Annotated in this window: 13 protein-coding genes; 6 read left to right on the forward strand and 7 right to left on the reverse strand. The window is 58.2% G+C overall.

What is annotated here, in order from left to right; all coding sequences use genetic code 11:
* Positions 1–567: 567 nt before the first annotated feature.
* Together NWF24_RS20110 and NWF24_RS20115 are read left to right on the forward strand one after the other, a co-directional pair.
* Positions 568–4,902 (forward strand): NACHT domain-containing protein, encoded by a 4,335-nt coding sequence (locus NWF24_RS20110; RefSeq protein ID WP_258350064.1) that lies wholly within the window; start codon positions 568–570, stop codon positions 4,900–4,902.
* Positions 4,899–5,414 carry a hypothetical protein gene (locus NWF24_RS20115; RefSeq protein ID WP_258350065.1) on the forward strand — a complete coding sequence of 172 codons (516 nt, stop codon included), beginning with the start codon at positions 4,899–4,901 and terminating at the stop codon, positions 5,412–5,414. The genes NWF24_RS20110 and NWF24_RS20115 overlap by 4 nt, the downstream gene beginning before the upstream one ends.
* A gap of 216 nt (positions 5,415–5,630) precedes the next feature.
* Here NWF24_RS20115 and NWF24_RS20120 read toward each other — a convergent pair whose 3' ends face one another.
* Positions 5,631–6,314 (reverse strand): hypothetical protein, encoded by a 684-nt coding sequence (locus NWF24_RS20120; RefSeq protein WP_258350066.1) that lies wholly within the window; start codon positions 6,312–6,314, stop codon positions 5,631–5,633.
* Between the two features lie 447 nt (positions 6,315–6,761).
* On the opposite strand from NWF24_RS20120, the gene NWF24_RS20125 reads away from it, so the two are divergent.
* Both NWF24_RS20125 and NWF24_RS20130 read left to right on the forward strand, forming a co-directional pair.
* Positions 6,762–7,076 (forward strand): hypothetical protein, encoded by a 315-nt coding sequence (locus tag NWF24_RS20125; RefSeq protein ID WP_258350067.1) that lies wholly within the window; start codon positions 6,762–6,764, stop codon positions 7,074–7,076.
* A gap of 372 nt (positions 7,077–7,448) precedes the next feature.
* Complete coding sequence (locus NWF24_RS20130; RefSeq protein ID WP_258350068.1) at positions 7,449–9,377, forward strand: 3'-5' exonuclease; 1,929 nt, start codon at positions 7,449–7,451, stop codon at positions 9,375–9,377.
* 605 nt (positions 9,378–9,982) lie between these two features.
* Here NWF24_RS20130 and NWF24_RS20135 read toward each other — a convergent pair.
* Both NWF24_RS20135 and NWF24_RS20140 read right to left on the reverse strand, forming a co-directional pair.
* The gene (locus tag NWF24_RS20135) at positions 9,983–11,218 is read right to left on the reverse strand and encodes a multidrug effflux MFS transporter (protein WP_258350069.1); all 1,236 of its coding nucleotides are present in this window, start codon (positions 11,216–11,218) and stop codon (positions 9,983–9,985) included.
* Positions 11,215–11,652: a winged helix-turn-helix transcriptional regulator gene (locus NWF24_RS20140; protein ID WP_258350071.1), complete on the reverse strand. Its 438-nt coding sequence runs from the start codon at positions 11,650–11,652 to the stop codon at positions 11,215–11,217. Before NWF24_RS20140 ends, NWF24_RS20135 begins: the two co-directional genes overlap by 4 nt.
* Positions 11,653–11,722: 70 nt before the next feature.
* Here NWF24_RS20140 and NWF24_RS20145 point away from each other — a divergent pair, with 70 nt between their 5' ends.
* Together NWF24_RS20145 and NWF24_RS20150 are read left to right on the forward strand one after the other, a co-directional pair.
* Complete coding sequence (locus tag NWF24_RS20145; RefSeq protein WP_258350072.1) at positions 11,723–12,559, forward strand: SDR family NAD(P)-dependent oxidoreductase; 837 nt, start codon at positions 11,723–11,725, stop codon at positions 12,557–12,559.
* 11 nt (positions 12,560–12,570) lie between these two features.
* Positions 12,571–12,867: a YciI family protein gene (locus tag NWF24_RS20150; protein ID WP_258350073.1), complete on the forward strand. Its 297-nt coding sequence runs from the start codon at positions 12,571–12,573 to the stop codon at positions 12,865–12,867.
* A 227-nt stretch (positions 12,868–13,094) separates the two neighbouring features.
* Here NWF24_RS20150 and NWF24_RS20155 read toward each other — a convergent pair whose 3' ends face one another.
* From NWF24_RS20155 to NWF24_RS20170, 4 genes are read right to left on the reverse strand one after another with little or no spacing between them, the layout of a single operon-like run.
* Entirely contained in the window at positions 13,095–13,985 is an 891-nt protein-coding gene (locus tag NWF24_RS20155; protein ID WP_258350074.1) for a DMT family transporter, read from the reverse strand.
* 4 nt (positions 13,986–13,989) lie between these two features.
* Positions 13,990–15,456 carry an NAD-dependent succinate-semialdehyde dehydrogenase gene (locus tag NWF24_RS20160; protein ID WP_258350075.1) on the reverse strand — a complete coding sequence of 489 codons (1,467 nt, stop codon included), beginning with the start codon at positions 15,454–15,456 and terminating at the stop codon, positions 13,990–13,992.
* A gap of 14 nt (positions 15,457–15,470) precedes the next feature.
* On the reverse strand, positions 15,471–16,196 hold the full coding sequence (locus NWF24_RS20165) for a haloacid dehalogenase type II (protein WP_258350076.1): 726 nt from the start codon (positions 16,194–16,196) through the stop codon (positions 15,471–15,473).
* Positions 16,197–16,219: 23 nt separating this feature from the next.
* On the reverse strand, positions 16,220–17,584 hold the full coding sequence (locus tag NWF24_RS20170) for an aminotransferase class III-fold pyridoxal phosphate-dependent enzyme (RefSeq protein ID WP_375338398.1): 1,365 nt from the start codon (positions 17,582–17,584) through the stop codon (positions 16,220–16,222).
* Positions 17,585–17,592: the final 8 nt, after the last annotated feature.

Below are 17,592 nucleotides of genomic sequence, written 5' to 3' on the forward strand. Positions count from 1 at the left end.
CGTAGCTGCATCGCGCCGCCCTATCCATTGTCGTAACCGACTCTCTCAGGCCATCTGGCTTGGTCAACTACTCGCACAACGAATCAAACTCGACGCGCCTCGCCGGGGATCAGGACGCCTGATGGCTTCTCATATGGACTGGATGCAAGCTTGGCATCATTGAGATAGCCGTTTCCGAGTTCGCCGAATATCGCGCTCGGGCTCCAAAACGAAAGTCCAGGGTCGGCGAAAGCGATCATTCGGGGCGGATGCCATTGGATGACGAACCGCAGGTTGAATTCTTTTGGCTTGATGTGGCCCTCGGCGCAACTCTGCAGGCCGACCGACCACCAAGCGTCGGAAATTTTGCGTCACTCGTGCTGGGCAATTCAAGCCAGCCTTCCCCCATATTTGTGGCTTGACGTTGCGGGTGTTTTGCTTCTGAATCGAAGTCGCTGCGGACGAAGAGGATGGACTCGGTGGCCATCGCACTTCGACAAGCGGAAACAACGTGAACCGGAGGGGAAGATGCTGCCTAGAGCGATTCTCACAACCTTTGTTCCTTTCATTCAACAAGGAGCTTTGCTGTTGTTGCTCGTCGGCACCGACCTGGCGCAAGCACAGCAAACAATCGCGCGAAAGCAGCTTCAGTTCCTCCCGCTGGAGAAGGTCGCCGGATTGGAGGCATCGCAGGAGGTATCCAAGCAAGACGCAGTTCGGCTTGCAGACAGTTGGATAGCGGCGCTCTCGCTAGAAGATCCAAAGCTCGCAGTTGGTCTGGTCGAGCTGCTAGGAAGTGCGCCCACTGAGGTTGTCGAAGAGATTTTCATCCGACTCTCGAAGGACAACGCCCTGGCACGTGTGCTCGATTCGTCCGGGAACGGTGCCATAAAGGACCGTTTGCGCAATTCAAATGTTCTGAATCTTAGAAAGATTCGTGACTTCGTTCCTCTTGACTTTGACAAGCAACTTCGGGAGGCTGTCGAATCCAAGAGCGGTTCATCCGAGAAGGTCGTCGCCCTCGCAGCCTACTCTCCCGGATTCCGCAGGCTGCCACGGGGCGTCGTCACCGTGGCGATGGGCGCTCTAGACGCCGGCAATTTGAATGAAGATGCGAGGCGCGAACTGGTTGATCTGCTGGCATCTCATCCGCAGGATCTGCGCGAAGTCACTGGGCAGCTAACGGCGTGGCGCAACTCTTTGGCCACAGATGAGCTTGCCGTGCAAAGGAGAAATCTGGCACTCACTGTCTTGTTGCTTCTTGGTGAGGGCGTGACAGAGGTGGTCATCAGGCAAGCATTCGCCTCAAAAGACGTGGCCGCCACTCGGGCTGCACTCGCCGCCCTCGAGCAAGACAGCGCCCCCTGGTCCAAGGGACTCTCCGAACTTGGACTCGATCAGTTGAAAGGCGCGGACCATCTTGATGACTGGAACAGCGCCTATCGGATCCTTGCGCGGCGTAGTCCTGGTGTACTCGAGAACCAATACGAGTTGATAGGGGCGAGTGAGGTTGCTCAAACCTGGTCACCAGAAATGGCCGCGGAGTGGGTGAGTCGTGCTCCGCAGTCGGCGAGCAAGTACGTTGCTAACTTCCCGTTGGACCTGTACGCCTCGCTCAAGAGCGATACTGAGGCATGCGGAAAGCTCAAGTTCGAGCTGGCAGTCTTAGGCGCACAGGCAAGCATAGGCACTTCAACGCTCGCAAAGTTTTGGCAGCGGACCGTCAAGATGCCTCACGGATGCTCGGGCGACATCGGTGAATCCATAGATGCCTACCTTGGTAAAGCGGGAAAAGTCGAGAACACGACCACCGTTCTTGGCGGAATGGCAAATGAGGGTCTGGGAAACCTCGTCGGATGGAATCACGGTTCAAACTCATTGAGCAGCGCGCTTGGGCCATCTGCGGCGACGCGCGTTACCACGAAAGATGCGGCGTCAGCGAAAGAGTTCATCTTGGCTCAGATTCCGCCCCAGCCCGGTGCACTGTCGCAACTCAAATACTGGGAAAAGCCCGCGCCAAGAGACCCCTCACAACTCGGGTGGCACCTGCGCATCCTGCAAGCCGACCGCAGCGCTCCAGAAGCTGCCTTCGTGACGGCTGCATCCATCGCAAATTCTCAGCAAACGCCTCCAGTTCCACGTGCGCAAGCCTTGCTGGCGATAGCGGCCGGGGGTCGGCTCGCGCAGTATCAGAACGCGTTCAGCGACGCCTTAATGAGTGACGACAAAACCGTATCGGAAACTGCGGCAAAGCTATGGTCCCATGAAATTCTGCGCGGGACATTGAATGCGAGCGCACTCAAGGAGCCATCCGACAAAGCCCTAACCACCTTCATCGAGCGGACGGACATCAGCCCCAACACCGGGCTTCTCTTTTTGTCGAGCCTGGTGAAAGCAAATCCCAAGCATGCGTCGCTCTACGCAGGATTAGTGAATTGGACGGAGACCCCGAGTACCGGTTGCTTCGCCCTGGCAACGGTAAAGGGGCCGCCGCTTTCCGTTGCGGAGAACATCTTCGGTGCCGCGGCTTCAAGGCCGGATTCGTCTGATGAACTGAGAGCATGTGTCGCGGTGCTGTTCGATCCAGGCACGCCGGCCGCATTCCTTGCTCGGAACTGGGCGGGGCTGCGACCGTCTGAGAGCGCGAACGCACTCCCGGCTCTCAAGAAACTTTGGGAGGCACCCGAGTTCAGTTCTGCGAGCTCGACCACAAAGAATCAGATCGCGACTCTGGTGTCGAGTGCAGCTGCCGCTGAGCCATATACGCCAGCAGGACAAGCGATGCTTGATTGGTGGAGCGAAGAGCTCAAGAAGGCCGGTGTGTCTCAAGCGGGCCAGGTGCAGACCGAGTACCAGAAGCGCAAATTCGCACTTGTCCTCCTGGCAATACCAGGCGCAATCATGCTGCACTTCGCAGTCTGGGGAGTTCTCCTCTTCCTGTACCCACGGTCAAAGCGGCTGCAAGCAATCGTTTTCTGGAACCCTCTCGTACGCAAGGTGCTCGGACTCGGCTACATGGACCTTGTTCTTCTCTATGTGCCCTTTGCTAGAAAGCGACTCTTCAGCCCATTTAAGGCACTCTTTCTCAAGGGCCTCGTCAGCGATGGCGCCGAAGCCCTCGACACGAAAGCATACTTCGCCGAAAGCTTGGTCAGGCACAAGGCAGCCGGCGTTGGCATCGCCGTCGGAGTGGATGCCGATGCCATACCCATCGTGAATGCGTTGAAGACACACAACGGCAGGGTACTGCTACAAGGCAAGTCGGGACTTGGCAAATCCAGCTTTTTGCGGAACTGGCTCTCGCGTCGTGCCGATGATGGCGAAGGAACTATCGTCTATCTGCGGGCAGACGAATGCAAAAAGGGCGTAGAGGCCGAGATTCAGTCACGGATGTCCGACCTTGGCAGCGACCAGAAGCTGCTGCGTTCGGTCATCTACTCCGGTCGGATGTCCGTCTATATTGATGGATACAACGAGGTGGACCTCGCGACCCAGGAAGCAATCACGTCATTCCTTGCGTCGTACCCGGACGCGAACATTCTGGTGACAAGCCAAATCCCGTTGCGCGGTCTCAGCAGCATCGAGACCTACGAGTTGCTGCCTCTGGATCGAGGCCAAATTACCCAGTTCCTGCTCTCTCGCAACGACGTACTGAGTTTCGACGCGCCAGTAAGAGGAGAGAAATTTCACAGTGTCGCGCTTGCCTTCCTTGAGGATACCTGGGCCAAACCCAGCTCGGAAGACGAAACCAAGGCACTTGCCGAAATCCTGGCGAATCCCATGGACCTTACTTCGGTTGCATTGCTGCTATCCGGAGGAGGCGTGCCAGAACTGTTCTCCCTGGAACAGCAGCAATTCAATGCCGTGAGGCAACGCATGGCGACACAGTCCGTATTTCGAACCACGGGCTTTTCCAAGGCATTGCTCGAGCAACGCCTAAAGGATCAGGAAGACCTTTCCCTGCTTCCGTTCAAGCCTGAGGTGGCCGGACTCATCTATGCCAAGCTTGCAAACGTCCGGACATTTACCGACCCTTCAGGAAAGGTGAGCGCTCAAGAGGTCCGCTTTCGTCATGACCGGATACGCGATTTCTTCACCCACTTCGCGTTGCTCGAACTCTCGCCCGCCGAGCAGGCGACATATGCGACGGACACTCGTCTCGCAGGTGTATTCCCATACTTGGCGCGGTCCATGCCCAAACAGGCTGCAGAAGATCTGAGGGAGAGGCTTCTGTCTGTTGCCGCCGACATTGAGGACCATCGTGTGAGCGACAGCTTTGTGAGGGAGTACAGCTGGCGGCAGCGACTCTCGGCGGCAGACCCGACGTGGATGCTTTCGTTCGATCTGATGGCAGCGAAGGATGCCGATTCCAAGCTGAACGAGCTACAAAGCCGCAGAGCGCAATTGGCATCCAGCGCCGTTCTTCTTCAACAAAACATTGCAAGGTCGAGGCACTTCACCCGCTTGCTTACTGAGTCGGACCATACCGCTTTGGTTCGTCTGGCAGCAGAGACACTGGTCGCGTTAGGTGCAAGCGATTCGTTAAGGCCGATGGAGCTCGGCCCGATTCTGAGTTCTCCCCATACATCTGAGTTCGTGGTCGTTGCGCTCGTACAGGCAGAAGCAGTCTGCAACTTCCATATCGACCTGCTCTTGGCACGGCTCGACGGGGTGCAATGCAATGTGCTCGTCGTGGCGAACTGGGAGGTGAAGCAACCTCCCGACTCACGACCTCCTTCAGATCTGCAGGTCAGGCTGCATGCATACAGCTCTCGAATTGCCGTCGTGACGAGCTGCTTCTTGTACGAGGAGTATCGTCGCCATGTCGACGAGCACCTCGATGTGCAACTTTGGCACACGCTAGCGACCCGATGGGGAATGGTTCAAGAGCACGAGACCGACGCGGCCGAGAAGGCATCATGATGCGGAATTGCATCCTCTATGCGATGGTTTTGGTTGCCAACATGATGGCCGCAATGGCGGCCCATGCCTCCGAGCGATTTGAGAACAGCTACATCGCCTTCTATCTCGCAGACGGATGGACATGCAAGCGGGAGGGAACCGAGTTTGTGTGCTCGCCACCGGGAGGCGGTCCCAAGCCGGCAATCATCATCATGACAGCCAAGTTTGCGGGGCCGGACGACAGCCTCTCCAAGTACGTGGGACACATCAACTCGATGACGAAACGTCCGGGTGTCTCGATAACTCAAGCGCCCAAGCAGCGCAAGATTCAGAACAGCGTGTGGGTCGATGCCACTCTTCTCAACTCTGAGATTCCGAACTACTACACACGGTACATGGCGACTATCAAGGGCGACATTGCCATCCTGTACACCTTCGCGGTGCACAAATCGAAATATGACCAGTTCATCGAAAGCTCCGAGCTTGCGGTCAACAACCTTGAAGTCAAGAATGTCTCAGCACCCAAAAAGTAGGCAGCTCGGGCCCGCATCTGGACGAATTGAAGGCGTTGAGTTTCCGTACTCCGATATGACCGTAAGCAGCCAGCGAGGTCATCTTGACAAAGCGACTAAATGCGTCTTTGCTTGCGAAGATCGTTCTGTCGATCGGTGATTGGTTCAGCCTCACATCTCAACTCGCGATAACGGAAGTCACGAGAACACCTCCTTATGTCCGTCGCGAAGAGACCGTTAGGTATTCACCCATCCTCTCGTGAAACGGGCAAAGTTGTACTCGTCGATGACCTTAATCGCGCTATATCCGTCAGCGCCATCTTGCAAACTCTTCGGCAAGCCTATTGCGATGGCTTTCGTCATCCATAGGAAATCGAGATACTTTCCAACAGGATCGTTCGCATAGTAGCAGCCGTAACCGCGTGCAATCTTGTGGTCCCAGAGCGCTAAGAAACTTGGGGCCAGAAGATGCAGCGCTTTAGCGGTTGCAACGGGACTCTGCATTCCCTCTTTAGATCCCCTCCGAATCGCCAGCGCGGCGGAAAAACCTTCGAAGAGTCTTCGGACGAGAGGCTCGTCAACCTTACCGAATTCCAATATGTTCCGCATACGAATACTCTCTAGAGAGGACATATTCTTCTCAATGCATCGCTCAAGCTTAAGGAAGTCAAACTGCCCATAGCGGTAGAAAGCTTGATTCCAGGTGAGAAGCAGAACACCCATTCCGTCTGCCATTTCCCTCGCGTTCCCCCAGTGATGATTCACCAAGAAAGTGGCAGTTTTGTACACGGCTTCGCGAGGCAGGTTCTTCCTGAATGCATTGCTGCCACGCAGAATCACTCTCTGCCCAGGCAGATTCTTATCTGTTATCACTCTTGCTCCATTTATTCTCATCGCCAGCGCTAGATGCTGGTAATCCAATTACTTGGGCCAAGCGGCTTTGCGCTACGCGCACTGTTGTGCATACTACAGCTCATGAGCATAAATTCTCTGCAGTTGGTCGACCAACGGATCGGCCAGATCGCCGAAGAATTGTCCCGATGCAATCGGGCGTGCTCGGGAGTGAAGTCCAGTGCAGGAAGTCCTCCACGAGGCTTGTTGTTTCAGCACGAGGAGGCACCAGACACTACAGGCGGAGTCATAGTAGTTGGACAAAACCCTGGGTTCGCCGCCCGCTGGGAGCAACAACTCTACGAGCAACACGGCACTGGCTACGACCAGCAACGAATGGCGTGGCAGTCGGGCGTGAAGAATGTGCCGTACTTCACCATGCTTAGGACTCTTCTAGATACCCTTAATGTTCGGGGCCCGGTACTTTGGACAGATGTCGCAAAATGCGAAGGACGAAGCCCTCCGGAAGAGACGCGAATGATCTGTTCACAGAAATTCATGGCCAGAGAATTTTCGGCCGTTCCAAAAGAATGGCCGGTTATTGCAGCCGGCCGGGATGCGTATGTGGCGTCAGGTTACATGGCCACGCACAGACCTGTTATCGGCTTCTATCACCCCACCGGACGCAATGGACAACAGTTCAGACTACAGCTTTCTCGCCTTGAAAAAGACCCGATCTTTCGAGAAGAGATGAACACGGCCTTGCACTCGAAAGGAGCGCGCAGGTGGGTCGGAAAACAACGTGTAGCTGGCCAAACGCCATCGATCTGGCAAGCTCATCTTGTGAAATAGCGATGAAAAGTTCGATCGATGCTTAGCCCGTCCACACAATGCGACGGCGAGCAACACGGACGTTGACGGCCTACTAGATGTGTAGCAGGAGTTGGCCTCAGAATTCGAGACTGCGCCTCGCTAGCTACATCAAGCGACGATAGCGAAAGTCATGGGTAGGCTCGCGGCACCACATCGCTCTCAGATTAGGACTTCCCCTCACTCTAAGGAGGGTTGTCGAGCGGTTTTACCTAAGAGTCGCACTTGCATCGCGCGAGACGCTATACATTCAGACTATCCCTGCGGCGTTCGCCGTACCACGGAGGCGATCCTCAAAAATAGAAAGACGATCCAAACCGTGTCAGCTTTTCTACTCGAGTGGAAAGAAAATTCATGAGCTCAGGCCGCACCCATTTGAAATGGACTGACGAACAGATTGATATTCGCACTTGCAAAAGCAATCGGATCATCGTCGAAGCCAACGCGGGCGCAGCGAAGACTACAACTGCGGCCTTGACGATTGCCGGGCTCGTTGAGCGAGGCGCAAATCCCAAGAAGATTCTCGCATTGAGTTTCACTGAGCCAGGAGTGAAGGCGTTTGAAACGGCGTTTGCACGAGTTGGACTAGGCAGAGAGATAGTTCGACAGTTGCCGGTGGGCACCGTTGAAGACTTCAGCGCCGCGCGACTTGAGCGGCTCGAAGGCAGCAAGGTACAACGCACCAAGAGACCCGAGGAAGTCAGAACAGCAGTCACCGACGCAATTGCGCATGCCAGAGAGTGGGCTGAGGCTCGTTTTCCAGGAGAGTTCTCCCTACACGGTACGGGACACTTGGCAGTTGAAGGACTTCTTGAGGAGTTCGGCCAAATTAAGGGGACCCTGGCAATCCAGCGGGCCGGCGAATACTTTTCATTAACGCCTCAGACGGCATCTGACCTAGGTTTTAGTTTCACGGCTCTTGTTATCTTCAAAGAATACGAGCATCAGAGAACGAATTTTCTTGGTGGGGATGGCGAGCAGGCAAGATTCCGATACCGAGGCGACGCCACCTACGATTTGGCCCGACTGCTGATCTCAGATGATCCACCGTTTTCCTGGGAGAACCACCCACTGTGGGTGGGAGCAGAGGCAGTGATATTTGACGAGATGCACGATTGCAATTGGGCCATCTTCACAGTCTTGAGGAAATTGCTAGAAGTTAATGAAGGTTGCGTATTCCTTGGGGTAGGTGACAGAGACCAAGTAATTCATGCAGGAGACGGTGCCGACTCCTACTTCATGAAAGACGGGTTCGACGTCGAGATTGGCAGGCCCAAGCGCCTGCCACTCACATTGACTCACCGCTTCGGTGAATCGCTAGCACAACCACTAGGTCGTTTCGCGAGCAAGGCCTATACAGCGAGCAAGGACAGAAGATCCGCGGTAGAGGTGAAGATCGCAAACACGGCAGAAGAGATCCTGCATGTCGTCGAAGAGGCTACAAGGAGCCGACGGGGTCTCGACGAAGACTCCGGCCTTCAGGACGTGGCCGTCTTGCTCCGGCACCCAGGAAGCGCTGTTGAGCTAGAGCACTTCTTGATTCTCAAAAACCTGCCCTACGAAACGGTGGGGTTCAAGAGCTTCCTTGAGCGCCCGGAGGTTCTCTTCATCCGACTACTGCTCACCGCTGCGGTCGATCTGCAAGCCAAATTTAGTACCGAGATGCTGCTCGCCGCTAAGCGAGCAACATGGCAGTTCATAGGAGGAACGCTGCCTGGCACAGGAGGTGCCGGTGAGACCAGCCAAGTCGTCGACAGCGCAACCGAGGAGAATTTCCGCTCATTCGTCTTGCATGGACTGCTTCGCGATGCAGGACACAGTGTGTCGGAACGGATCCTTCAGGCAATGGCATTGGCCAGCAACAACATCGTTGCAGATCTCCCCAAGGTGGTCGCAGCCCTTGAAATAAATGAGCTGGCTCGCCGAGTTTTCGTAAGAAGCTCAGATGTCGAGGAGATTGAGTCCTCCGTTTCCGGACTTCTTAATGTGGCAAAGAGGTATACCTCTACCAGTTCACTGCTAGAGGCTTTACTTCAATATGACTACGCTGCAAGAGCGAAAAGCCAGAAAGAGAGCCGGATTGTTCTCTCAAACATCGAGTCCTCCAAAGGCCTTGAGTTTGATCACGTTATTGTTCCAGGCGTAAACAAGGGCAGCTTCGACGGGAATCGGCCAGACGAAAGGAGTCTCTTCTACGTCGCCGCGTCAAGAGCGCGAAATCTGTTGACTCTCACCCATGCCACCGGGCGTGCAAGCGAATTTCTGGCTGGCTTTCTGCGGTAATTCTCTAGGGCTCGCTCAGGCCATAGCTGAGTCAGCCGATGTGGGCTCAGGTCGCCTTAAAAACATCTCCCTCAGACTAGGAAAGATGTAAAAGGTCTGGCCGTTATGTACCTCTACTACTTGCACCATCAACGCCAGCCCACTTCAAGAACAGGCGCAGAATCCTATCAAGATGAATTGCGCGGCTCCCCGAGATTGGGGCTCGTATTCAACGTCAGCAGCAGCTCACGAGAGACGGTTACTCAGGCGAGACAAGCATTGGGGCAGCAGCGTTGCCACCGCCTTGATGATGGGGCGCCTTGGCCTGCTCTCGATAACTACAGGTACGTAAACACCGTGTTATCGGTGGCTAAAAGCGCACCGCAAGCGGCGGAAACTTGCTGCTCCCAGGTCGGGAGCCCGTCGCTGCTAGCGGCAGCTATGCAGCGATTGCAGACGTTCTCAAAGGCAAGTTGAATGACGGCTTCGCGGCCGGAATCGCTCTCCCGGCAAACATTGCCTCGTGTCAATTCTTACGGCAGCAGCAAGCGGTGCGATGAATCTAAAAAGATCGTCGGCGGCTGCCTTAAGAGCTTGGTTTTCCGAATTGCTGCGTTCACGCGGCACTACCTAGCGTATGGCTTCGGCGGTTGTTGGCGGAGGAGCGCGAAAAGCGCGATCGAAAGCACTTGCGATGCAACGACCACCAGGCCCAAGGCCGCCATAGGCGACAACCCTGCAAGCTTCGTCACAAAGGTTGCGCCCAGGGCTGCCCCCGACATCTGCATGAAGCCCAGCATGGCCGAGGCGGCGCCTGCTTGAGCCGCAAATGGCGCGAGAGACAAGGCGGTACCCAGTGGGTTCGCCATGCCCATGCCGAAAAGGAAAACGCAGAGGGCCGCGGTGAACCCGACCAGATTGGTTGGTGCTTGAACATTCACGCCGCAAATCAGCATGCCACCAGCGAGCGAGAGCACAAGGCCGAGTTGCAGTGTCTTTTGGGGACCCCACCGGCCCGACAGTTTCGGAACGAGCAGCCCCGCAGCGAACACGACAGGGACGGTTGCTGCAAAGAAGAATCCCAGTTGGAGCGAGCTCAAGCCGAGAGCACCGATGAGCACGGCAGGCGCAGCGGCGAAAAAGCCGTAGAGCGCCCCCGTCACACACGCGACGACGGTCGCTGGCCGCATGAAGCGCGCATCTCGCAGCAACTGGATGTACGCCGCGAAAACTGGCCCGATCGCCAGTGGCGTGCGCCGTGAAGTCGTGTGAGTTTCCGGCAGCCGCAGCGCGTACCAGATCGCCAAAATCAATCCCATTGCGCTGACCGTCGCGAAGGTCCAACGCCAGCCAACAAATTGCTCGGCCACACTGCCCAATAGCGGAGAGAACCCGGGCGCCGCGGCCATCGCCACAATCACCATCGCAAGCACCTTCGAAAGCGTCTCGCCTTCGAACAGGTCTCTAGCAATTGCGCGTGCGAGCACTGAGGCGGCGCACACGCCCGCTGCCTGAGCAGCCCTGCCCAATACCAACCAGGTTAGATTGGGGGACAGCGCGCAGATGACGCCGCCTGCGGCGAAGATGAGCAGGCCACCGATCACCAACTTGCGTCGCCCGTACCGGTCCGACAGCGGACCAACGATGAGTTGGCCGATCGCGAAGACAACAAAGAAGATGCTCAACGTCACCCCGAGCTGCGCGTCGGACACGCCCAGCCCTGCGCCGATGGCCGGAAACGACGGCAGGATGATGTTGGTCGACAAGGCGCCGATCGCCGCGAGGGCGGCAAGCAGCGACACCATGCCGCGCGTTGGGACCGGACGACCTGCGGCCAGCGTCTGGACGGCGGCGTCTTTCATTCGGGGATCAGGACACGGATGGCGCGTGTCCCGATTTCCGCGCCAGTCACGGCATCGATCGCGGTAGGTTTGATTTCCGTTCCGTTCTCGGCGTCAAGAAAGCGCGTCAACCGACCTTCGCCTCGATGCTTTCGACCCCACTCGGCAATCATGAAGAGGACCGGCAGAAAGTCTCGCCCGGCAGCGGTCAGCACGTATTCCTCGCGCGGCGGGCGTTCGGAGTAGAGCTTTTTCTCGAGCAAGCGCTCGTCCGTCAGCGTCGCCAGTCGCTTGGTCAGCATGGTCGGTGCGATACCCAGATTCTTCTTGAACTGATCGAAGCGCGTCACACCCGCATTGGCGTCTCGCAGGATCAGCATGGTCCAGCTGTCACCCAGAAAGGCAAGGCTGCGCTCGATGGGGCATGTGGGTTGGGCATCGGTTTTCGAGTTCATATCGTTTTGATATTGACTTAGTACTTAAACGATACTAACCTGCGACCCACGGTTCGTCCAGACCCGTGAAATGCCTAGATCGATTCTTGAATTGGAAGCACACATGAAAAAGACAGTACTGATCACAGGCGCGTCGTCGGGCTTCGGCTTGATGTTGGCGACGCGCCTGCACGCACAGGGCCACAACGTCGTGGGTACGAGCCGTACGCCGGAAAAATACGCAGCGCAGGTGCCTTTCAAGCTGCTGCGCCTCGACATCGACGATGACGAATCCATCGCATCGTTCACTCGCGAACTGGCCCGATCCACCGAGCGCTTGGATGTCCTCGTGAACAACGCCGGCTACATGGTGACCGGCATTGCCGAAGAAACGCCCATCGGGCTGGGCCGCCAGCAGTTCGAGACGAACTTCTGGGGAACCATCAAGGTGACGAATGCGTTGCTACCCCGTCTCAGGGCCCAGAAGTCCGGGCAGATCATCACGGTGAGCTCGATCGTGGGGCTGATCGGTCCACCCAATCTGTCTTTCTACGCGGCCTCGAAGCACGCGGTGCAGGGCTACTTCAAGTCGCTGCGGTTCGAGCTGGACCAGTTCAACATCAAGGTCAGTATGGTGGAGCCCGTGTGGTTCAAGACGAACCTGGGCCACAACGCGGTCTCCGCGGCGAGCGGCGAGATCGCCGACTACAACGCCTACCGAAAGCAGGTGCAGGCCGCGACGCAAAAAGGCATCGACGGGGCGGAATCGCCAGACGCCGTCATCCAGACTATTTCCGCTCTCATTGAGGCGCCGGCGCCGAAGTTCAGCAATCCCGTTGGAAAGATGACCGGAATGATCCTGTTCCTGCAGAACTACATCCCGAAGATGTTCGAGGGCTCGATTCTCAAAAGTGTGAAGACGGCTTGATTGGGGATGCCATGAAGTTCTACCTGTGCAAATTCATTCCGCCCCGTGCGGATTTCCTTGCAACGATGTCCCCAGATGAAAAGAACTGGATGAGCGAGCACGGCGTTTTCCTGAACGACCTGCTCGCGAAAGGCATCGTTGTCGCTCACGGTCCGGTGATGGACCCGACCGGTGGTTATGGCGTGTCACTGTTCCAGATCGAAGATGGGCAAGACATCGATGCCCTTACATCGCAGGACCCGATTGTCAAGAATGGGGTGGGGCACTATGAGCATTTCAAGATGCTTGGCCTGAAGTCGCGCTCTTAATTGCGTCGCTTCGTGTGCAAATGCTATTGAAGCAAGCGGCGAACCTCACATCGCGTTTGGTAGCCGCTCTTGCTGGAAGAAGTCGTTCTGGCTTTACTCATGAATGACCACAACCAGTCTGAACCGGCCGTCGACGCAAGGCGGCTACGCAGCGGAAACGGACTGTCATTGACCGAAGCTGCACTTCCGGCTTCGACCAAGCGCCGAGATACGGCGCGGCATCTTGTTCAAGGGGCACCGTCCGACTCGACGCATGTAAAGCGCTTCCGCCGCTGGTTGCGCACGAAAGAGCCGGCACGCCTGCTCGCGAGAAAAACTGCCACACTTGAAGCGGTGACCAAAAGTGCTGCCGCAACGATCGGCATCGACAGGGACCGACTTCCCCCAAGCGCAAGCATCAGTGTCGACAGGATCGGCGTCGCGTTGGACAGCACGCCGACGATCCGCGTGTCGCCGCGGCGCATGGCCAGACTCCATAGATAGAACGCACCGCCCGTAGGGCCAACGCCCAGGGCGATCATCATCAGCCACTGAGACGCATCAAGCGAAACGGTCGGCTCGAAGGCTGCATGTCCAGCGAGAGCGAGCAGGCCCGACACCATGCAAGCCGGCCCGACGTCCACGGGAGATGAGGTCTTGCTGCGAGCTTCAGCGATGGAATAGCTCGCCCAGATGAATGCTGCAGCAAGTGCGAATCCATAGCCAGCGTGCCAGCGCAAGGACATTTCGACGCCGTCGATGGTCGCCAGCACCACCCCGCCGAACGCAGCTATTGCCGCAGCGATATGGATCCATCCGAGCCTCAGCCCCTGCCCTGCCAGCGGAGCCATCAGGAGGATGAGCAGCGGCCACGCATAGTGCACGAGATTGGCATTGACTGGCGGTGCCGAACGCAGGGCGACGATGTACACCAGGTGATAGGTGAACTGGCCATAGACGCCCACCGCCAATGCACGCCAGTCCAGCGACCATCGCATCATCCATGGCAGCGACAACGCGCCACCGATGAACAAGCTCATGCCCGTCAGATACAAGGGAGGAACCCCGGCAAGCGACACCGTGAGCGTGGCCAGCGAAGACCACATGACAATGGCGGCGAGCGCCGCAAGCAGGGGCATCGGATCAAGCCGCTTTGGCGAGATCGAGGTGAAGGGTCTGGATCTCCAGAAACTCCTCAATGCCATACAGGGATCCTTCCCTCCCGATGCCGGACTCCTTGACGCCGCCGAACGGGGCAACCGCCGTCGAGATGGCACCCGTGTTCATCCCCACCATGCCGCATTCAAGCGACTCGCTCACGCGGAACAGTCTGCTCACATCGTTCGAGAAAACGTAGGCTGCCAGTCCATAGGGCGAGTCGTTGGCCTTGTCGACCACTTCGCTTTCCGTGTCGAAGCGAAACAGCGCAGCGACCGGCCCGAAGGTCTCCTCGTGGGCCAGGACCATGGTGTCGTTCGCCTCTGTCAGCACGGTCGGCTCGAAGAACTGGGGGCCACGTTCGGAAGCCTTCCCGCCGCAAGCGATTGATGCGCCCTTGGCTTGCGCGTCCGTCACGTGTGCCTGCACCTTCTGAAGCGCGGCCTGGTTGATCAGCGGACCGATGGTGGTACCCGCTTCCGTACCTGCGCCCACTCGCAGCTGTCGCACTTCCTTCACCAGCCGATCGGTGAAGCGCCCGTAGATGCCCGCCTGAACGTAGATGCGGTTGGCGCACACGCAGGTCTGCCCGCTGTTGCGGAACTTGCTTGCCATGACGCCGGCGATCGCGGTCTCGAGATCGGCGTCGTCGAACACGATGACGGGTGCATTTCCTCCGAGCTCGAGGCTGACACGCTTGACGGTGTCGGCGCACTGGCGAAGCAGCGTCTTGCCGACGGCCGTCGATCCCGTGAAGGTCAGCTTGCGCACCGTGGGGTTGCCCGTGAGTTCGGCGCCGATGCCCGCGGGCGCGCCCGTCACGATGTTCAGCACGCCCTTGGGAAAACCGGCACGCTCGCCCAACTCGGCCAGCGCCAATGCAGAGTACGGGGTCAGCTCGGAGGGCTTGACCACGACCGTGCAACCGGCGGCCAAGGCAGGCGCCAGCTTGCGCGTGATCATCGCGTTCGGGAAATTCCAGGGCGTGATCGCCGCGCACACGCCCACGGGTATCTTGCGAACGAAGATGCGTCGGTTCGGCTGCGTCGCGGGAATGGTCTCGCCATAAGCGCGCACGCCCTCGCCCGCGAACCATTGGACGAACGACGCGCCGTACAGGATTTCGCCTTTGGCTTCACTCAAAGGTTTGCCCTGCTCGAGGGTCATCAGGAGGGCAAGATCATCGGCATGCGCCAGCATGAGGTCGTGCCACTTGAGCAACAGCGCTGCACGATCTTGCGCAGTCAGTGCCCGCCATGTCGGCAGCGCGGCTTGCGCCGCCTCGATGGCATCCCGCGTGTCGACGCCGTCACATGAGGGGATGGTGCCGAGTGCCTGCCGATCGGCAGGGTTCACGACTTCCATCGTCCCCCCAGCTCGGGCATTTCGCCACTGCCCGTCGATGTACGCTTGCTGGCGCCACAGCGCCATGTCCTTGAGTCGCAAATCCATGGCGCGTCGTTCCTTCAAGCGCCGATTTCGGCTTGATGGGCCTTGGCAAGCGCGATCATGCTTTCGAAGGTGAAGTCCAGCCTCGGCGTGCCAGGCGGTGGCATGGTGGCGCCCCAGCCCTTGTTGGCATGACGGCGATCGATCCAGGCAGAAGCGAGTCCGAAATTGTTCGCAGGCGCGTGGTCGTGAAAGAGGCTTTGGGCGGTGTGAAGGATGTCCTTCTTCTGGAGACCGAAGTCGCTTTCCAGTCGCTTGAGCATGTACTCGAAGTTGCGCGGGCTCGGCTTGTAGGAGCCGATGTCCTGCGCGGTGTAGATCGCATCGAACACCACCTGCAGGCGCGCATTGCTCGAACGGAACGAAAGACGATCGACGTTCGAAAGGATCACGAGCTTGTAGTGCTTCTTGAGGTACGTCAGTGCCTCGACCGAATCGGCGAACTCCGGCCAGTCCGGCACCGATGCCCCGAAGATGTTCGCTTCCTCGTCGCTGACGGTGACTCCCCACTCCTTGGCAAGGCGCTTGTAGACGAGTGTCAGCAACTGCGAGTAGGGCATCGCCGGCGTTTCCTCTTCTTGCGCGGACTCGTGCTGCGCGTAGTTCTCGAGGACCTGGTCTCGCGTCTTGTCGTTACCCGCCTTGGCGCGCAGCGGCTCCAGCGCGTTGTAGATCCCGGATTCCCAGTCGATCAGGGTGCCGTAGCAATCGAAGGTCAGTACTTTGAAGTCGGAGAGTTTCATGGTTGCTCCTGGTGGTGGTTGATTCAAGAAAAGACGTGAGCGATGGAAGCGCGCAGGCGCGCGATCAGGACGTCAACGTCCGCTTCCGTGTAGTTCAGGGAGGGGGCGAAGCCCAGAATGTCATCGCCGAAAGCGCGGAAGACCAATCCGTTCTGGAACGCATGATCGAGCACGCGCTGGCCCATCTTGAGCGCCGGATCTGGCTTGGTCTTCGTGGTCTTGTCGGTGACCAGTTCAACAGCGCCGAGCAGGCCCCGGACGCGGACTTCGCCCACGCACGACAGGGATTCAAGGTCTTTCAGACGCGCTTCGAAGTATTTCCCGATGCGCTGGCCGTTCTCGAGCAAGCCGCCGTCCGTGTACAGATCGAGCACGGCGTTGGCCACCGCAGCGCTGACCGGATGCCCTGCATAAGTCTGTCCGTGACCGAACGCGGTCCCGTCGCTGCCGCCCTCGGCGATGCCCTGGTACAGCTCTTCCGAGATCAGCGTTGCGCTCATCGGGGCGTAGCCGGCCGTCAAACCCTTGGCCAGGGTCATGATGTCCGGCGTTACGCCTTCGGAGGCGCACGCAAACATGGGCCCTGTGCGACCGAAGCCGGTGATGACCTCGTCGACGATCAGCAAGATGCCCAGTTCATCGCAAGTCTTGCGCATGGCGGCCAGGAATCCGGGGGGCGGAATGATCACGCCACCCGAGCCCTGGATCGGCTCGCAGATGAACGCCGCCACGTTGTCGGCGCCGAGTGCGTCCACCTTGTCGCGCAGCGCGCGCACCGTGCTCGCGAGTACCGCCGCCGGATCCGGTCCGTCCGCATGACGGTACGGATACGGGGACGGAATATGGTGCTGCTGCGGAGCGGGCACATCGAAGAATCGGTGGAACAGCGGCAGTGCGGTCAAGCCGCTGCCCACGGCCGAGCTGCCGTGATAGCCGCGTTGAAGGCCGATGAAGTGCTTCTTGTCCGGTTTGCCGATGGCATTGAAGTAGTAGCGGACGGTGCGAATCGCAGTGTCGACGGCATCGGAGCCGCCCTGTCCGAAGAGCACACGGGTGAGACCTGCGGGGGCCAGCGCCGCAAGACGCCCGGCGAGACGGATGGCCGGCTCGCTCGCGAAGTGAAAGTAGCCAGTCGCGTACGGCAGCTTGCGCATCTGCTCGGTGGCGGCCTGCACGATCGATTCGTGGCCGTAGCCGACGTTCACGCACCACAGCCCGGAGAATGCATCCTGCACGCGGTGGCCGCTGGAGTCGATCAGGTGGATACGATCAGCCGCTTGCCAGATCGTCGCGCCCCGCTTTTCGTGCTGCCGCAACGCAGCAACCGGATGGAGCCAGTGGCGCCTGTCGATCTCTGTGAGTTCGGCGAAATGGTCCGACATGTTCATGGAAATCC

Origin of the sequence: Variovorax paradoxus (assembly GCF_024734665.1) — a bacterium.
GTDB lineage: Bacteria > Pseudomonadota > Gammaproteobacteria > Burkholderiales > Burkholderiaceae_C > Variovorax.